General features: G+C 62.8%; 13 protein-coding genes and 1 pseudogene. 5 read left to right on the forward strand and 9 right to left on the reverse strand.

Annotated features, from left to right (window positions below):
- Nucleotides 1-1,494: 1,494 nt before the first annotated feature.
- From AC1RLW_RS10905 to AC1RLW_RS10935, 7 genes are all read right to left on the reverse strand, one after another.
- On the reverse strand, nucleotides 1,495-3,324 hold the full coding sequence (locus AC1RLW_RS10905; RefSeq protein WP_493193019.1) for a sensor histidine kinase: 1,830 nt from the start codon (nucleotides 3,322-3,324) through the stop codon (nucleotides 1,495-1,497).
- Nucleotides 3,325-3,468: 144 nt separating this feature from the next.
- Nucleotides 3,469-4,242 (reverse strand): hypothetical protein, encoded by a 774-nt coding sequence (locus AC1RLW_RS10910; RefSeq protein WP_493193020.1) that lies wholly within the window; start codon nucleotides 4,240-4,242, stop codon nucleotides 3,469-3,471.
- A gap of 10 nt (nucleotides 4,243-4,252) precedes the next feature.
- The gene (locus AC1RLW_RS10915) at nucleotides 4,253-5,041 is read right to left on the reverse strand and encodes a CHAP domain-containing protein (RefSeq protein ID WP_493193021.1); all 789 of its coding nucleotides are present in this window, start codon (nucleotides 5,039-5,041) and stop codon (nucleotides 4,253-4,255) included.
- 240 nt (nucleotides 5,042-5,281) lie between these two features.
- Nucleotides 5,282-5,947, reverse strand: coding sequence for a response regulator (locus tag AC1RLW_RS10920; RefSeq protein ID WP_493193022.1), 666 nt, complete (start codon nucleotides 5,945-5,947; stop codon nucleotides 5,282-5,284).
- A gap of 82 nt (nucleotides 5,948-6,029) precedes the next feature.
- Nucleotides 6,030-7,601, reverse strand: coding sequence for a hypothetical protein (locus tag AC1RLW_RS10925; protein WP_493193023.1), 1,572 nt, complete (start codon nucleotides 7,599-7,601; stop codon nucleotides 6,030-6,032).
- An 81-nt stretch (nucleotides 7,602-7,682) separates the two neighbouring features.
- Nucleotides 7,683-8,246: a hypothetical protein gene (locus AC1RLW_RS10930; RefSeq protein WP_493193024.1), complete on the reverse strand. Its 564-nt coding sequence runs from the start codon at nucleotides 8,244-8,246 to the stop codon at nucleotides 7,683-7,685.
- 658 nt (nucleotides 8,247-8,904) lie between these two features.
- Nucleotides 8,905-9,789 carry a JmjC domain-containing protein gene (locus AC1RLW_RS10935; RefSeq protein ID WP_257015128.1) on the reverse strand — a complete coding sequence of 295 codons (885 nt, stop codon included), beginning with the start codon at nucleotides 9,787-9,789 and terminating at the stop codon, nucleotides 8,905-8,907.
- 286 nt (nucleotides 9,790-10,075) lie between these two features.
- Here AC1RLW_RS10935 and AC1RLW_RS10940 point away from each other — a divergent pair.
- A pseudogene (locus AC1RLW_RS10940) lies at nucleotides 10,076-10,219 on the forward strand (IS701 family transposase); the annotation flags it as partial.
- A gap of 724 nt (nucleotides 10,220-10,943) precedes the next feature.
- On the opposite strand, the gene AC1RLW_RS10945 reads toward AC1RLW_RS10940, so the two are convergent.
- Complete coding sequence (locus AC1RLW_RS10945; protein WP_493193025.1) at nucleotides 10,944-11,927, reverse strand: LysR family transcriptional regulator; 984 nt, start codon at nucleotides 11,925-11,927, stop codon at nucleotides 10,944-10,946.
- Between the two features lie 222 nt (nucleotides 11,928-12,149).
- Here AC1RLW_RS10945 and AC1RLW_RS10950 point away from each other — a divergent pair, with 222 nt between their 5' ends.
- Both AC1RLW_RS10950 and AC1RLW_RS10955 read left to right on the forward strand, forming a co-directional pair.
- Nucleotides 12,150-12,446 (forward strand): putative quinol monooxygenase, encoded by a 297-nt coding sequence (locus AC1RLW_RS10950; protein WP_493193026.1) that lies wholly within the window; start codon nucleotides 12,150-12,152, stop codon nucleotides 12,444-12,446.
- An 84-nt stretch (nucleotides 12,447-12,530) separates the two neighbouring features.
- Nucleotides 12,531-13,169, forward strand: coding sequence for a hydrolase (locus tag AC1RLW_RS10955; RefSeq protein WP_493193027.1), 639 nt, complete (start codon nucleotides 12,531-12,533; stop codon nucleotides 13,167-13,169).
- A gap of 186 nt (nucleotides 13,170-13,355) precedes the next feature.
- Here the strand turns inward: AC1RLW_RS10955 and AC1RLW_RS10960 are convergent, their stop codons facing one another.
- On the reverse strand, nucleotides 13,356-14,066 hold the full coding sequence (locus AC1RLW_RS10960) for a GntR family transcriptional regulator (RefSeq protein WP_493193028.1): 711 nt from the start codon (nucleotides 14,064-14,066) through the stop codon (nucleotides 13,356-13,358).
- 149 nt (nucleotides 14,067-14,215) lie between these two features.
- On the opposite strand from AC1RLW_RS10960, the gene AC1RLW_RS10965 reads away from it, so the two are divergent.
- The gene (locus AC1RLW_RS10965) at nucleotides 14,216-15,070 is read left to right on the forward strand and encodes a fumarylacetoacetate hydrolase family protein (RefSeq protein WP_493193029.1); all 855 of its coding nucleotides are present in this window, start codon (nucleotides 14,216-14,218) and stop codon (nucleotides 15,068-15,070) included.
- A 57-nt stretch (nucleotides 15,071-15,127) separates the two neighbouring features.
- Nucleotides 15,128-16,081 carry a VOC family protein gene (locus tag AC1RLW_RS10970; RefSeq protein WP_493193030.1) on the forward strand — a complete coding sequence of 318 codons (954 nt, stop codon included), beginning with the start codon at nucleotides 15,128-15,130 and terminating at the stop codon, nucleotides 16,079-16,081.
- The last annotated feature ends 1 nt before the right edge of the window (nucleotide 16,082 follow it).

The following is a 16,082-nucleotide window of genomic DNA, read 5'->3' on the forward strand; positions in this document are numbered from 1 at the left end:
ATTGCGGATGCATCCTTCAATCCCGTAACTCGATGGGAGACCATCATGAAAAATTCAAGCAGTGCGGCTTGACGATAAGCCTGCGCGCACTAAATCTCAAGACCCGTCGCGCTGAACTCTAGAGTCAAGACTTCAAGCCACTCCAATTTCTTCGGGTCGTATGCATAGGAGAAATGCGCATTGTCTAAGCGCACTTTCACCATCCATCCACGTATGCCTATCTCTTGTTAGGTTAGAGATTGTGTCCCTAGATTCAGTGAACCGCTCCACGACCATCCCGCGAACGCAGTATCTCCCTCGCACAAACAAGGGATGGGAGCACATGAAGGACCTGGGCATCATTCAAACCAAAGACACGAGCAATCCCCTTAGAAAATTTCCACTGCCCCAACCACTTCCTATTCACACCAATCGAGAACCTCGCATGAAAGCTAGTTACCTTCTTGCCCTGACAGTTCTTTCATATTCGGCTGCAGCTCAGGATCCTGCCGAAGCATCCAGATGCCGTTCTATGCAGGACGCAGCAAATAACAACTACCGAGAGTGCCGCAGAACAACTTCAGATTCTGAAAGCTTCAATGATTGCTTCAGAGCGAATGTTAAGCCTCTGCAAGATCGAGCCACTCAATGCATCAGAGACATCAACGCGCGTCGCGGAATCCGCTGAGCATATGCAAGACCACGGGCCGCCGCCGGCATGCGACAGCCACACGTGCGACTTCATCGAGGCGCCGGTACGGATCCCTGTCTTGGAGAGCGGAAGTGGTGCCTAGCCGGTGCTAGCGCTGCTGTGGCTGGCGGGATCGGATGGCATCGCATGGGTAGCGCGCCTTCTCAGCGCCCCCGGCCGGCCGGCTAGCGCGCGTTGCGAGAAGCCACAGCGCTGGCCATCGACTTTACGAACCATCACACGCCGGCCTCGACCCGGGCGACCAGGCTCGGAGCACCACGGTCGCCATGTTGCGGGGCTATCAAACCTCCCATGCAGTGGTGCTGGTGTTCGCGGGGGCTTCGGGCTCGCGCGCTCCTGGGGCGGCAGCTGCAGCCCGCGGCACGTGCCAGTCTCGACAACGCGGGACTCCCGTGGCATTGCGCAACAGCACAGGGGGGTGCTGGGAGCGCTCGTCGTGCGGGGAGTGCCGCGCCTGTTCGGCTGACAACGGAGCGGCGCCTCAGGATTGGTACTTCACTACGCTGAGCTCACCATCGGTCGTTAGGAGCTCAATCACCCCTCCCAACTGAGAGATTCGGCGAAAGCGCGGTGCCCAAGGAGGATCGTAGGCTTCGACGATTTCGTCTCAGCGGACGCCGGAAGCCAAAGCAAGCCAACTGCCGCCAACCAGACTGCACGGCCCATGTCTCTGATGAATCGATGCATGAAAATTCCTCTCGATTGAATATGGCCTGCGGTAGCCCCGCGAACGGAATGATCAGCGGTTCCGTGGAAACTTCTTGTCGAGCATTCGTCACCGCTCCCGGCTATCCGCGGCACATCTAGGCAAGCGGGAATCGCAGCTCGATCCGCGTCCCGCGCTGGCCAGCCTCGATGTGCAACTCACCAGCCAGTCGATGCGCCCGCGCGCGCATGTTGGTCAACCCCCTGCCCATGGTCGAATCACCCGCAGCGAAGCTGATGCCATCGTCACAGACCACGAAGCTCCCATGCGCATCGACGCACCGAAGCTCAATGTCGACCTGCGTGGCCCGGGCGTGCTTGAGCACATTGGTCAAGGCCTCCTGCCCGATGCGCAGGAGTTGCATTCCGTCCTCGGCGCTCAAGTTCAGTGTGTCGCCTTCGTAGTCGACGTTCCAGCGCGTCTGAATGCCCGCCTGCTGCAATTGCCGGTCCCATCGGAAGCGGAAACTTCCCCATGCCGCCATGAAGTCGTTCCCGGCGGGGCTCATCACTTCCAGCGCAAGCCGCATGTCCGCGATGCAGTCCCTCAAGGTCTGCGCGACACCCTCATATTCGATCTCCCGGGCTTCGACGCGGGACAGGGCAACGAACAGCTGGGAACCCAGTCCGTCGTGCAGCTCCCGCATGATGCGCTGCCGCTCTTCGTCCACCGCGTGCTGCCGCTCGAGCTTGTGCATCTGAGCATAGTTGGCCCGCAGGGCTTGCTCGCGCTCCTGAACCCGGGATTCCAGCGCCCCGTTCATCTGTTCCACGGCATTCAGGGCGTTGACGAAACGAGCGCTCAGAATCGTGCCCATGACCATCAGCACCAGGTCGGCACCGTAGTGCAGCAGGAAAAAGCGATGCCCGAACCAGGCAGGTGCCAGACGCTCCGGAATCGGTGTCGTGGCCAACAGGTAGTCGTGAACCCCCGCCCCCACGGCCAGCGCAATGGCGATCGTCAGAGCCGTCAACTGCCAGGTCCGCTGCCGTATCGCTGCAATCGTGCATGCCACGAGGATGCCGATCCCCAGCGGGATGGTGCCGCCCTGCCAAACTTTCCCGAGGAGGGTTTCGGAGCCACCGCTGACGGCATAGCCGATCGGCCCCAGCAGCCAGTACAGCAGGAGCGCGCGCTCAACCCGGGGGTAGACCGTGCCCGCGAGGCGCAGTGCGAAGATCAGCAGGACGATGATGAAGCCGCCGGTCGCTGTGTAGTACAGCCCCCGCCAGCCGGGCCACATCCCGCTGGGCAGGACCTCCACCACGAAGGTCAGGGTTCGAAAGCCCCAGAAGATCGAGGCCAGCCCGAACAGTCCGTAGAGCAGTTCCTCGCGCCGGCGCCACCAGATGAACAGAACCAGCACTCCCACCACAAAGCACGACAGCACGGTGAACTGCGGCATCGTGTGCACCCAGAAGCGCCGCCGTTCATAGGTCTCGAGCAGCGCCACAGACAACCCCACCTGAAGCTCGCCCAGCCTCGCCTGAGGCGTGATCGCAGAGGTCGAGGCCAGTATCAGAAGCTCATTTCGGCCGGGGCGCAGCAACGCGTCCGGGATGGTGAACAGGAATGGCCGCTCCCAGCGCACTGTCACTTCCGCATCGGAGGACCGCACGGCGCTGAGCGGCACCCCATTCAGCCAAAGAGAGCCGCCGCCGTAGAAATAAGGCAGATAGATGGCCCATGAGTCCGACTTCCGCGACTCCATCTCGAAGAAGACCCGATACCACGTCGCGCCGGGCGCCGCGTGCGGCAAGGTCACCGGCACCCAGTCTGCGCTTGGAGTTGGGATGTTGCGCCCCATGTCGGAGGCCGGGAGCGCTTGAACAATGAACTGCGCGGCGCTGGCCCAGGCTGGAAAAAGAAGAAGCCACCATGCCAACACCACCCTCCTCCACCAGTGACCCGTGCTTGCTATGTTCATGGCTTGGACATGGGTGGCGCCTCGATGCTTTCGCGAATTGTGCCGTCACAGCACCGCACTAGGGCGGCAATGACAAGCACCAGCAGCGACCGATTAGGCACGCCCGACAACCGGCCCCCTGCAACCCAGACCTGAAGTCATCGGCTATAGCTTTTGATCACAGGAGTGCATGTTTGGCCCCGTTTCCTTGGGCGGCGCATTCGCCTCGCCGCATGCGGCAAAGTGAACGGCGCTGTTTGAACCCCCTGTAGTGTACGAGCCACCTGGACGGAGAGTCCACGTCGCAACAAATCCCCAATTGCCTCTGCTGCATTTGAAGGACACGCCCCCCTCCGTGCACCAGGCGAGTTCAATCGCGTAGCCACAGGTATTGACAAAATCCCGATACCCATATTTGTCAAATTTCACTTGAACACAATGGGTCGCATCAGGCACCTCTCGATATCTTGGTGCATTTGTCGTTTTCGTATTAGTGCGCTGCAAAGATGTTGGGATCTGCGGCTGCGTGCCAACGCGTTGCGTGCTTTCTCTTACGGCCACTGTTGCAGTGGACCCAGCATTCATACGCCTTGCATCGTTGGAGAGGACGGAACCGGCACCTGGAACAGGCCTGCTCCTCTGCTGATATGTGTTGCCAGCACCAACAATTGCCGTCTGAAGAGCATCCAGATTTCTTTTGGTATCCGACTGCGCGTAAGCTTCCCTTTCCTTTTGCGTTTCCTGGTCGGCTCTTGCGCTCAGATCCGCGTACCAGTTTTTCCGCTCCTCGCATTTCTTGCGCCGCTCATTCTTGTCCGTAATGAAGTCATAGCTTTGCATGCAGTACTCAACGGAATCCACCCCGAGCAGCACAGCAGTCATCGTGTCGCAAGCAGAAAGTGGCAGCAAGGACAAGACAATCAACAAATTCTTGAACACGCTCCTCTCCTCAGGGCAAGCGGACAACGCCGTGAAATTGATGCCGAGGGCTCTTATCCAATCCGGCGCCGTATTCATGCAGCCCGACACTGACCGATGAATTGCCTTCCAGCGTAGTGACCCGCCCCTGGCTCACCGAGAACACAAGGCCGATGTGCCCATAGCCTGTCTCGAAATTTCCCTTGGCGTCGGCACGCTTCCAGAAAACGATGTCGCCTGGCCTGAGGCCGCCAGACGCAGCAGCCTGCGTGGTGAACTGTGCGGTGGAGGAATCTTTCTTGAACTTCTCGAAAAGCCTGAGCGCCCCCCGGCTCGACTGCCGGGTAACGCGCGCTGCCGTCCACCGATCGGGCGGTACTTGATCGAGGCACCAACTGACAAACGCAGCGCACCAGTCGTCGTAGCCGGAATCGGCACCAAGGTATTTGAAGATCGCCTGCATCCTCTTTTCGAAAGTTGCCTCGCGCCACGATCGGAGTTCTCCATACGCCCGTTCCAGCGCAGCAACGCCGATGGAGGATTGAGGATTCAGCCCGGCTGGCCATTCCCGCTTGTTGATAGAAGCGCTTGCCGCCTCCTCCATCAGCCGCGCAACGCTGTCGAGCTTTTGCAAGGCCTTGGCTGGCGCGGCGGGCGGGCTTTGCAAGACGCTCGCCAAACTAAGCTCCGAAGAAGCGAGCAAGTCGAACAAGTCTTTTCGCATCCCAAGGCCCGGCTCGATCTTCTTCCCCAAAGCAATGAGTCTTGCGCGGGTGACATTGCCGATGTCGGCGATTTGATTTTCGAGGTCTTCAGGCACTTCAGTTCCCCCCTAGGTTCAAGACCACAATTGAACTGACATGGTGTCAAGGTCAATGTGATTTTTCCATCCCGTGTTTGCGCTGCGAAGTACCTTGTTCACGCGATGGCCAGCGCTCGCGCATTCTGGTTGCGTTTCGATGCTGGAGCATTCATGCGCACTGCAGCTGGTAGCACGCCGTCCGCATGCTTCCACCACACGCTTCCTCCCGGCTTGCACCAGGGCCCTCGTTCGAGGCGTCTACAACAGGCCGAGTTGGCCCGCCTCGTACACCGCCTCGCTACGCGAATGCACGGCCAGCTTCTGGTAGATGCGCTTGATGTGAGTGTTGACGGTATGGCCGGAAATGCCTAGCACCTCGCCCACGTCCTTGAAGCTCAGGCCCTTGGCGGTCAGGCGTAGGATTTCGGTTTCGCGTTCGGAGAGCAGCGACGCGGCCGGGGACTTCTCCTGCGGCGCCGATGCAGGCGGGGTAGGCACGTCCGCCGCACGCACACGCTGAAGAATCCGCCGCGCGATCGCGGGGCTGATGGGTGAGCCCCCGTTGCACACCTCCAGGATGGCCGCCACAAGCTGCTGCGGCAACGCGTCCTTCAGGAGATAACCTGTGGCGCCGGCGGCAATGCAGTCGGTCACGTTGGCATCGTCGCCAAACATGGTGACGACGATCACGTCGCAGCCCGGATGGCGGGCCACCGCGTGCCGGATCACCCGCGAGCCGTGTCCGTCGGGCAAGCCCAGGTCGACGAGCACCACGTCCACATGCGCGGCATCAAGCAAGGCGTTCGCCGCAGCCACAGTGGACACCGCACCGCAAAGGACAAAGCCCGGCTCGACCAGCACTGCGTCGGTAAAACGCCGCAGAAGGGCTGGCTCATCTTCGACGATCAAGACATTGACGATCACGATTTCGGCTTAAGAGTCCATTGTGGCGGAGCAACTTGGTCAGCACGCCACGAATGCAGGAGTACCGACGAGAGCGGCGCGGCTAGCCGGAAGCTTTTAGTGTGTTCCGGGTGCCTGGGTTCGGCGGGGTATATGTTGGTGCTGGCGCAGGCCGGCTGTCCGACGCAGTGTGGGCCTGTGGCACGCAACGGCGTCCGCCCGATTGCACAGCGTTGCAGGCGTTCTCCGCCGCAGCATACTGGCGCTGGCGCTCTTGCCGCTCCGCCTCGATCTCTGCCGGTGTCGTGCCGTCGGTCTGGCATCCGCCAGCGATCATGTTCAGCACGGTCCTCGTCAGAAACATCACGGTTTCCGTGCTCGCCGTCACCGATGCATTGGGCGGCACCCTCGTTGTCAGAACCGCCTGCTTCATGGCCTCGCAAGCCTGCGCGGACAGCCGTCTTCCTGCGACAGGCCTGACTGCAGCGGCAGAACTGGCCATACCACCATCGACATCGCCTGCCACTGCGGGTGCAGCTTCCAACCTGCTCAGCCGGACCTTAAGCATGCAAACGGAATAGGCAAGAGGAGGATACGACCCTCCGAATTGGCTGGCTTGCTGCCGATACTGCTCCAGATTCCTCAAAGCACGCGCTCGATCTGCGGAGTTCACGTCCCTCAAGACGGCGGCCAACTGCATTTTGATGTTCCCCTCAGTGGAATCATTGGCTCGCCAACTGGCCACCACCGTATCGCGCTCTCGTGCGCAGTCAGCGAGGCTGACCTGAATCGCGGCCCTTGACGCTCCTGCTCCGACGACGGCGCCGGAAGTTGTGCTCTGCGTCGCTCCTGCGCCGGACTGCTCCTCCATTTGGCGTGCCACCGTGGGGGAGAAACTGCCACTGGTATTCGAGGCGGTTCTCGCATCGACCGGGCTCGCCCCATCAGCCGCGCCGCTCCCTGGTTCCTCCGCAATCTGGCGCGCGGCGATGGCCGCCAAGGGGTGATCGGGAAACTGGCTCATCAATGCTCGCTGCACTTCACGGGCGCGGACACGGTCGCCTTGTGCGCTCAGCTCCTCGGCCTCGGCGAATAGCTGCCCGGGGTTCATGGTCTGACTGTCAGGGAGCACGGCCATAGCGGTCTGTGCCGCGACCGGTCGCGGAGCGTTGGCGATTGGTGCTGCGAACGAACGAGGGCTACCGGCGGGCGAGCTGTTTGCCTCTGCGACGATGCCTGCGATCTGTACGATCTGACCTGTCCAGAAAGCCACCCCCGCTGCCCGCGCCTGCTCGGGATCGAGCTGCGACGAAGCCCCTGCATAGTCGGAGACTGTCGCCCCTGTCATCGGACCTGCTACCGGACGAGGGGCGGCGCTGTCCTGGCTGCGCGGCAAGCTTTTCCATGCCGAGGGCGTTCCCTCGCCTGAAGGCGCGGGCTCCTCCGGTGATCCAGCGACACGCTCAGGCATCTGTCCGAAGATTTCATGGCGCATGCCTGGTGGCATGGTCATGGCCTTGGTCAGCCATTTCTGCAGACGTGCACAGTCGGCCAAGTCATCGGGATAACCAGGCCAGTAGTCTGTGCACTGCGCTCCCCGGTCTAGACACACCTGCAGGTAACGCCCCTGCTCGTCCGACAGCGTGCCAGCGCAGCGTCCAACGTCGGTGGCCATGGCTGCCATCTGAGGCATTAGCAGCCAAAGTGCGAGCCACCGTACGATGATCTGCATCTAGCATTCCCTTGTCTTGTTGTTCTAGCGTTTGACCTTGGACTCAAAGTCCGCCTTGAACTTCTCCAGCATCCTGGTGCGGGAAGTCTTGACCGCGTACAGCGAGTCACGGATGTTGCCGTCCGCGCCCTTCGCCATGGTGGCCTGCTCATGCTCTACCTGCGCAGTGACCAGAGGACCGGCAACCAACTGGGGATCGATCACCAGCAGGGAGGTATTCGCCGTGTGCTTGAGTTTCTGTGTCGGGAAGGTGGCCAGCTCCTGAATGTTCAAATCAAGGTCTAGCACACCCACGTAGTCCGCTCCAGACTCGAAGCCCTCAGGGATATCGCGTACCAACCGCACTTCCTTAAAGGCGCTGCGCATCGGCGAGAACAAAACTGACATTAGGCGTTCGTCCGACAAAACACCCTCTACGTCGGTTGCGAGGTGCGGCAGGTTGAACTGCGCCGTCCACGTCATGAACTGGCGGCGCATTGCGTCGTTAAGCGTGCGGGAGTGCCCAACGTTTCTGGTCAGAACCACGGCCAAAACCTTGGTTCGCACTCCGGCGAGCGAGATGCGGGTTAGCTGCGGCTGTTTTTCCATAAGCCCAGTGAGGGACGGCTCCGATGGGGGGCGGGAAAACGGGGGACCGGCGCAGCCCACCAAGCTCATCGCCAAGGAGAGCGCTATCAGAAGGAAAAGGCGGGCTCGTCCCAGACTAGCAGTCGATCGCATCAAGAGTTCCACTCCACGCCAATTTTGGGCTTTTGGGAGGCAGAAGTATTGGGGCAAATCGCAGGTCATGCATCCCTAAAATGAGGTATTGAGACTGGCCCCCGATCAGGCCGCTTGGTACAAGCGGAGCGCGCATCGAGCTCGGCATACATGCGCGGACAGCACCGCTGCAAGCAGGCGGTGAGCCTCCCGCATGCTAGCGACGCAGAAGGCATCGAAGCTCTGGCGCGCAAGTGCATCACTTGGATCAAGGAGGTCGCGCGTGTCGCTGCCGGGCCGGCGCCGTTCAGGTGGACCATGCCCGTGCGCAGGCGTGAGGCCACGTGGCGTGCGCGCTCGAGGCTGCCCTTGAAGTCCTGCATCACCGCCGGGTAGCCCTCGTCTACATTGGGCGATGCCGAGCCGGCCCCCGCCATGAGGAAGACCAGTCCTTCGTCACCGAGCTCTGATTCACCGCACAGCGGACATTCGCAGCGCCGTCGCAAGACGCTGGATGGTATTTGGTCCGTTCCTGCAGGCCCGTTCTTCAGTAGGAGCCCGGAGGCGGGATGTGCTTCAAGCGTCGGGTCGTGGTCAGGCTGATGAATCGGGCGCGCGCGGCACCGAGCCGCGCGCGCCCGGCGCCGACCACGCCGCCAACGGTCGATTTGACTGCGTCCGCGGTCGGCGACTCTCCCGGGTACGAGGGTGAGAGGCCGCACTTTCGCATCAGCCGGTTCACCTGATGAATGCGGGCCACCTCACGCGTGACTGCGGTGTAGAAGGTCACCCCGATCGAGATCGACAGGCGATTGCCAGCGGTGGTTCGGTCAACCAAGGATCTCGTCATGTGGGGCGAGGTGCTCGGGAAGTACACGGCATCCCCCGGGTGTGCATCGAACTCCTGTCCGCGCGGCAGGAAGATTTCATCGAAGCGCACTTTCTTGAGCGACTGCGTGACGATGAAGTCCTCCACGGCATCGGCCGGCACGATGCTGCGATCGCGGTGATCCCATACGTTGAGGAGCTTGTGCCCATGCAACTGCAGCCAGAAGTTGTTCTCGCGATCGATGTGAAAGGGCGTGACGGAAGGCGGGGCAGAGAAGAAGACGAATCCATTCACCCTGAAGATGTGCGGTTGCTCGCGCTCCACAAGGGAGCGCATGGAGTTCACCACCAGCATCAGGAGAGCCTGATAGCGGGGGATGACCTCGATGTTGTAGAAGGCAACCGACGAACCCGGCTCTTCCATGCGTTGGAAGAATTCCTCGATGCTGCGTCCGTCGGGATGCCGGTTGTCGTGCGCGAGCGAGGACGAGACCGTTCTGTCCGGACTCATAAACCTGCATTGGTCCGTCTTCGAGAGTTCAATCCCGAGCTTCACAAGTTCGGGCACCTGAAACAAGGGGTGCTCGTGAAAGTTGTGGTGCATCGGCGTGATCCTCTGGGTAGAGAAGTTCCCGGGATCGTCCATCCACACGCGGTATGTCGTTTCCGAGGTCCCGACAGAACTCATGCTGGTTGCGTGCATCGCACCCTCCAGATCGCTTTCGGACTCCCGCCCCCCTTGAATGGGGCCGGGGTGAAGTCCGGGGGCAAAAGCAGTACTTTCAGGATCGATACTGGGGTGAAATTCTGAATACTTCCTGACTATGGAACGACGTCTCCATAGGACCAGCTTCAACGAAGGACGTTGGGGTCTTTGTGCTGGAGGATCAGTGAGTGCAGTCGAGCGGTTCGATCTCCATCTTGGGCACCTGAGCGAAGGTCTTGGGGCACACACAGACCGGTGCGCGAGCCTTCGTGGTTACTGCACGGGTCCGATGCTCCCCCTGTCGAGCAGGACCGTGGCACCCATGTCCTGCGAGTGCCGCACACCTGACCGCGGGCGTTGCGCCTACTGCATTTCGCCGTCTGAACGACCTGGCTCAGAACCTTCTCCAAAACAGCGAGCGTGATGAAGCCGGGGGGGGTGAGACCGTCTTCGTATTGACTGCCCAGGGGAGGGTAAAGCAAGCTCAAACGAGGGGGCGTTCGCGGAGAAGACGAAGGGGAAAAATGTTGTCTGCTATTCGCTCATTGGGCGTGCGCGTCTCTTTGTAGTGGCGCGAGACTTTCGACATGCTGGTGGCACTCGCCTTTGTCGGCGCGTGGCTCGTGTTCTGGTTCGGCGAGTAGGTGAGGCGTCCTGTGACATGCCAACGTCACAGTCCCTTGACCGATGGTTCCACGATCAGCCCCGAATCTCTGCCTGGTAATCGCACCCCGGCTGGATCGCCAGGGCTGGCGATGGCGTTGCCGTCAAACCGCTTTGGGGCCCATTTCGGCCGCTCCGTTTAAGTGACCGCTTTCGGAAAGGCTTGGTGTCTGCCATGGGCTCGAAGGCGACGGTCAGACGTCGTGACTGAAAGACAGCTCGCAGTCTGAAGCCGTCACACCGCAGCTTGAACAGAAGCCCGCCGTCGCTGTGCGACTGAGCAGCATGATGCTGGATGTGCTCTAGCACCTTTCAAAGCACTTGCCGCCAGTCGACCCACAACATCCTCACGGACGCCTGCATCGACAATCAAGATGAGATCGCGCAGATCAGCCGACCAGCAAGGACGCGACTTTGGCAAAAGGGCCATCGTCACCATGTTCCTGAATCGCAACCGCTCCTGCTCGCTCCCAGGGCGGCACTTCCAGCGCACGCTGCAGATGGGCGACAAAGGCCTTGAGCTTCGGCGACGCCGACGCGCCGCGCGTGTACATCGCATAGATCTGGTCAGCAGGCGGCGGCGCTTCCGACCCCACCTCGACCAGACGCCCTTCCTGCAGATCAGTCGCCACTAGGTACAGCGGCAGCACTGCTAGGCCGAGCCCCTGCACGATCGCGCTGCGCAGCGACGCCTCACTGTTGGTGCGGAACCGGCCGCGCGGCGGAAGGCCAGGCTTCGGCGACGACAAGCCATCTTCATCAGGCATCCATCCATGCGTCGCGCGATCCCGACTCGCCGCGAGGTTGGCCTGCCCACACAGGCCGCCCAACGACTGCGGCGCGCGCATCTTCGAGGCATGCGACGGGCTGCAGCACAGCAGCCGCCGGCTGGTTGCGAGGCGTCGCGCAACGAAGCTGCTGTCGCGCAACCGCCCCACAAAGATGCCGAGGTCGTAGCGCTTTGCGTCGAGGTCCGAGACCGTGTCGTCGAGATCGAAGACTAGGTCGATCGGCGTGTTCTTTTGTGCAAACTCTGCAGCAAGATCCGACAGCCAGAGTGCACCGAGCGACGACGGAGCCACCACCCGCAATTCGCCATGCAGCCCGTGCGCCTGCTGCCCGGCCGACTCGGCGGCCTGCTGGAGGCAGTGCATAGCCACGCGCGCATCGTCATAGAAGAGCCGGCCGGCGTCGGTGGGCTGCACCATGCGCGTCGAACGGTAGAGAAGGCGCGCATCCATCTCGCGTTCCAGGTCGGTGAGGCGCTTGCTGACCACCGACTTGGAGGTGTTCAGGTGCCGCGCCGCGCCGCTCACGCTGCCGAGTTCGACCACGCGCAGGAAGGCCTCGATGTTCTCGGTCCGCAGGTTCATGGCGCTCTCCGTAGGTGCAGCCGCGGCGGCTGACGGGAGAAGACAAGAGAGAGGAAAGGGCCGGAGCCGTCGCCGGGCCGCGCTTCATTTCAACAAGGGCCGCGGGGCAGGTCAATCCCCAGAGTTTCCATTTCCCGAACCGGCGGTTCGCGGTTCGCAGGCTAGCGCCGCGCCGGCGCCGGGATCAGACTGCCCGCTCGCCGACGACACCGAAACACCCCCATGAACGACTTCTTCATCGTCATCGCGCTCCAGGCGAAAGAAGGACTGGAAGACGCGCTGCGCGCGCAGTTGATCGCGGTGGTCGAGCCCTCGCGCCGGGACGAAGGCAACCTGCGCTACGAGATGTTCGCCGACCGAAACGACCCGCGGCGCTTCGTGTTCGTGGAGCACTGGGCGAGTCCCGAGGCGCAGCACCGGCACCACACCGAGAGCGAGCACATCCGCCGCTTCAATGCGAACGGCGCCGGTGCCGTCGAGAAGATCGAGTTCCTCTACACGCTGGATCGCCTGGCCTGAGCGACCGGCATCGGCCCACCTGGGGGGCCCCGCGCGTGCTGCGTTTCAGCACATCACGTCAACGCGTAGTGATTGGAGAACGAGATGGCCAGTGAAGCAATCCGAGACCCGGTGAAAGACATCCTGCTCACGCCGAAGAATGCGGCCTTCGTGATCATCGACTACCAGCCCGTGCAGGTGAACTCCATCGCCTCCATGGACCGGCAGCTGCTGATCAACAACATCGTGGGCGCCTCCAAGGCCGCACTGGCCTACGGCCTGCCGATCGTGCATTCCACCGTCAACGTCAAGACGGGCCTGAACAAGCCGCCGATCCCGCAGATCCGCAAGGCGCTCGAAGGCGTGCCGACCTACGACCGCACCACCATCAACTCGTGGGAAGACGTGGAATTCAGGACGGCCGTGACGGAGACGGGGCGCAAGAAGCTCATCATGACCGCGCTCTGGACCGAAGCCTGCCTGACCTTCCCCGCGCTCGACGCCCTGAACGAAGGCTACGAGGTCTACGTGGTGGCCGATGCCGTGGGCGGCACCTCGCTGGCGGCGCACGAGGCGGCCCTGCCCCGCATCGAGCAGGCCGGGGGCCGAATGATCAGCGTGCCGCAACTGTTCTGCGAACTGCAGCGCGACTGGGCGCGCAAGGACACCGTGCCGGCGTTCATCAACCTCTTCATCGAAACCGGCGGCACGGCGGGAATTCAGTTCTCCTACGACCGCGAATGAGGCGACCGCGCGCACCAGGCGGCGATCTGACCACGGTCGCCCGCGTTCGCCCGAAATCTCGGCGCTTTCACGCAGGGTCTTGGTGACCGGCGTATTGGCCACCACGTCGAACAGGAGGTGCCACAGCACATCGGGATGAATCCTTCGCTTCGATGAGAGTAAGAACGACAGGCAGTGCCGATGCGCTCAGGGCGCGGGCGCGCCGCCTTCGTCCAGGATGATCTGCGCCGTCAGGTGGATGTGCGCCTTGAGCAGTCGCTCCGCCTCCATACAGTTGCGCGCGAGCGCCGCCTTCATGATCGCCTCGTGCTCACCCAGGTCGTCGCGCGGCGCCTTGAGGTAGCGGGTCGACAACTTGCGGTAGCGGTCCGCGCGGTCGTACAACTGCGCGCGCAGCTGCAGCAGCACCTTGTTGCCGCAGGCGCCGACCAGCATGGCGTGGAAATGGTTGTGCCGCTCTTCCCAGCCCGGGTCGATCGAATGACCGTCACCGGCCAGCTTGTGCGCCTTCTGCAGCCGGTGATAGGCGCCCAGCACCGAGGCCTCCCAGTCGTCGTCCCCGTTCGCGATGGCCCAGCGCAGGGCCAATGCCTCGATCTCCGCGCGGGTGGCCGTGAGCTCCAGCAATTCGTCGCGGCTGACAGGCGCGACCGAGAAGCCTCGCTGATCTTCCAGCGTCACCAACCCCTCGCTTACGAGCCGCATCAGCGCCTCGCGGATCGGCGTCTGGCCCGCGCCGATGGCCTCGGCCAGGGTCGAAATCACGAGCCGCTCTCCGGGCGGCATGTGCCCATGAACGATGTCATTGCGCAAGCGGGCCAGCAGTTGCGTGGCTTGGGTGCGTTTGGTCCCTGAGGCGAGGGGCGGCGGTTCGCGAAGCGTGCTGAGGGTGGACATGGGGGGCTTTCGGTCGGAGATCAACGCAGTCAAGAGGCAGCACGCCAGTCGACCACGCGCAGCAACAACGCCGCATTCGGGTTTATACGAATCAACGAATGATCTACGATGACTATGATTTTATAAAATCCTGACAACTGGACGAACTCATGAAAATCCTATCCTACTCGCTTGGCGACCGCACCGGCCTCGCCGTTCACACCGACGACCGCTGGCTCGATCTGGCCCCCCGGTCGGCCACGATTCCCAATGACGTAGCCGCCCTGCTCGCGCTGGCCGACTGGCGCACGCGGCTGGCCGACGCCCTGCGCGACGCGCCCGCGCTCGACCTGGCAAGCGTGCAGCTGCTGCCGCCGGTGCGCACCGGCCAGAAGATCCTGTGCGTGGGCCTGAACTACCTGGACCACGTGGCCGAAAGCCCGTACAAGCAGCCCACGTACCCCACCTTCTTCCTGCGGGTGGCTTCGTCCCTGATCGGGCACGAGCAGCCGCTGATCAAACCGCTCGCTAGCGACGAGTTCGACTACGAAGGCGAGCTGGTCGCGGTCATCGGCAGCACCGCGCGGCATGTGTCTCCGGAACGCGCGCTCGAGCATGTGGCCGGCTACACGGTCTTCAACGAAGGCTCAGTGCGCGACTACCAGTTCAAGGCGCCGCAATGGACCATGGGAAAGAACTTCGACGGCACGGGCGCGTGCGGCCCGTGGTTCGTCACCGCGGACGAACTGCCGGCCGGCGCGAAGGGGCTGCAGCTGGTGACGCGCGTCAACGGCGTGGTCGAACAGAAGGCCAGCACCGACGACATGCTGTTCGATGTGGCCACGCTGATCTCGCTGGCCAGCGAGGTGATGACGCTGCTTCCGGGCGACATGGTGGTCACCGGCACGCCCGCCGGCGTGGGCTTCGGCAAGAAGCCGCAGGTCTACCTGCGCGCCGGCGATGTCTGCGAGGTCGAGATCGAGCGCATCGGCACGCTGCGCAACACGGTCCAGGCCGAGCGCTGAGCGCCGCACGCCAGCCGTCGCCTTCTGCCCTTCTTTCGACTCACGAGGATCGCCGCCATGCCAGCCGCTGATATTGCCTACGTCATCTTCGACCACGAGGACCTGGACCTCACCGGGCGCTTCTTCGCCGACTTCGGCCTGGTGCCGAGCTACGAGACGGCCGACGAGATCGGCTTGCGCGCCGCGTCGGCGCTCAGCGACTGCTACATCGCGCGCAAGGCGCAGGGGCGTCCGGGTTTGGCGGCGATCGGCATGCGCGCGGACAGCATGGAGATGCTGGCGCAGATGGCCGAATTCCCCGAAGCCTCCGCGGTGGAGCCGATCGAGCGGCCCGGCGGCGGCTGGCGCGTGCGCCTGCGCAGCCCCGACGGCCTGCCGTTCGAGCTGGTCCACGGCATCGAACCCCATCGCGCCGAACTGCCGTGCCGCGAGCCGCTGCGCATCAACCACGGTCAGACCAAGGTCCGCTACGGCGAATGGCAACGGCCCGAGTTCGAGGCGACGCCGGTGCTGCGCCTGGGCCATGTGGCCATCCTGACGCCGGACTTCCGGCGCAACGCCGAGTGGCTGCAATCGCGCTTCGGCATGGCGCCTTCCGACCTGCTGTTCGACGGCCAGCCGGAAAACCTGCTGGGCGGCTTCTTCCATTGCAAGGGCGCGGCACGCTGGACCGACCACCACACGCTCGCGCTGTTCCCGGGCGATGAAGCGCGCGTGCACCACACTTCCTTCGAGGTACAGGACATGGACGCCCAGTTCCTGGGCAACAAGTGGCTGCTCAAACGCGGATGGCGTCCCTTCTGGGGTGTCGGGCGCCACATCCTGGGCAGCCAGGTGTTCGACTACTGGTACGACCCCGACGGCAACCTGGTCGAGCACTTCACCGACAGCGACCTCGTCCAGCCCGGCTGCACTCCGGGTCTGCACCAGGTCGACGACGACGCCCTCGCGCAGTGGGGACCGCCCATGCCCGTGTCCGCGTTCATCGACCCCTGGCACACGCCGCGCTGAG

The sequence above is a fragment of the Variovorax sp. GW822-FHT04A09 genome (assembly GCF_058801005.1).

Excerpts from the sequence above, each read along its gene's own strand:
- AC1RLW_RS10905 (WP_493193019.1), bottom strand. The coding sequence starts at position 3,324 with ATGAACATAGCAAGCACGGGTCACTGGTGGAGGAGGGTGGTGTTGGCA.
- AC1RLW_RS10925 (WP_493193023.1), bottom strand. The coding sequence starts at position 7,601 with ATGGCCACCGACGTTGGACGCTGCGCTGGCACGCTGTCGGACGAGCAG.
- AC1RLW_RS10930 (WP_493193024.1), bottom strand. The coding sequence starts at position 8,246 with ATGGAAAAACAGCCGCAGCTAACCCGCATCTCGCTCGCCGGAGTGCGA.
- AC1RLW_RS10935 (WP_257015128.1), bottom strand. The coding sequence starts at position 9,789 with ATGCACCACAACTTTCACGAGCACCCCTTGTTTCAGGTGCCCGAACTT.
- AC1RLW_RS10945 (WP_493193025.1), bottom strand. The coding sequence starts at position 11,927 with ATGAACCTGCGGACCGAGAACATCGAGGCCTTCCTGCGCGTGGTCGAA.
- AC1RLW_RS10950 (WP_493193026.1), top strand. The coding sequence starts at position 12,150 with ATGAACGACTTCTTCATCGTCATCGCGCTCCAGGCGAAAGAAGGACTG.
- AC1RLW_RS10955 (WP_493193027.1), top strand. The coding sequence starts at position 12,531 with ATGGCCAGTGAAGCAATCCGAGACCCGGTGAAAGACATCCTGCTCACG.
- AC1RLW_RS10960 (WP_493193028.1), bottom strand. The coding sequence starts at position 14,066 with ATGTCCACCCTCAGCACGCTTCGCGAACCGCCGCCCCTCGCCTCAGGG.
- AC1RLW_RS10965 (WP_493193029.1), top strand. The coding sequence starts at position 14,216 with ATGAAAATCCTATCCTACTCGCTTGGCGACCGCACCGGCCTCGCCGTT.
- AC1RLW_RS10970 (WP_493193030.1), top strand. The coding sequence starts at position 15,128 with ATGCCAGCCGCTGATATTGCCTACGTCATCTTCGACCACGAGGACCTG.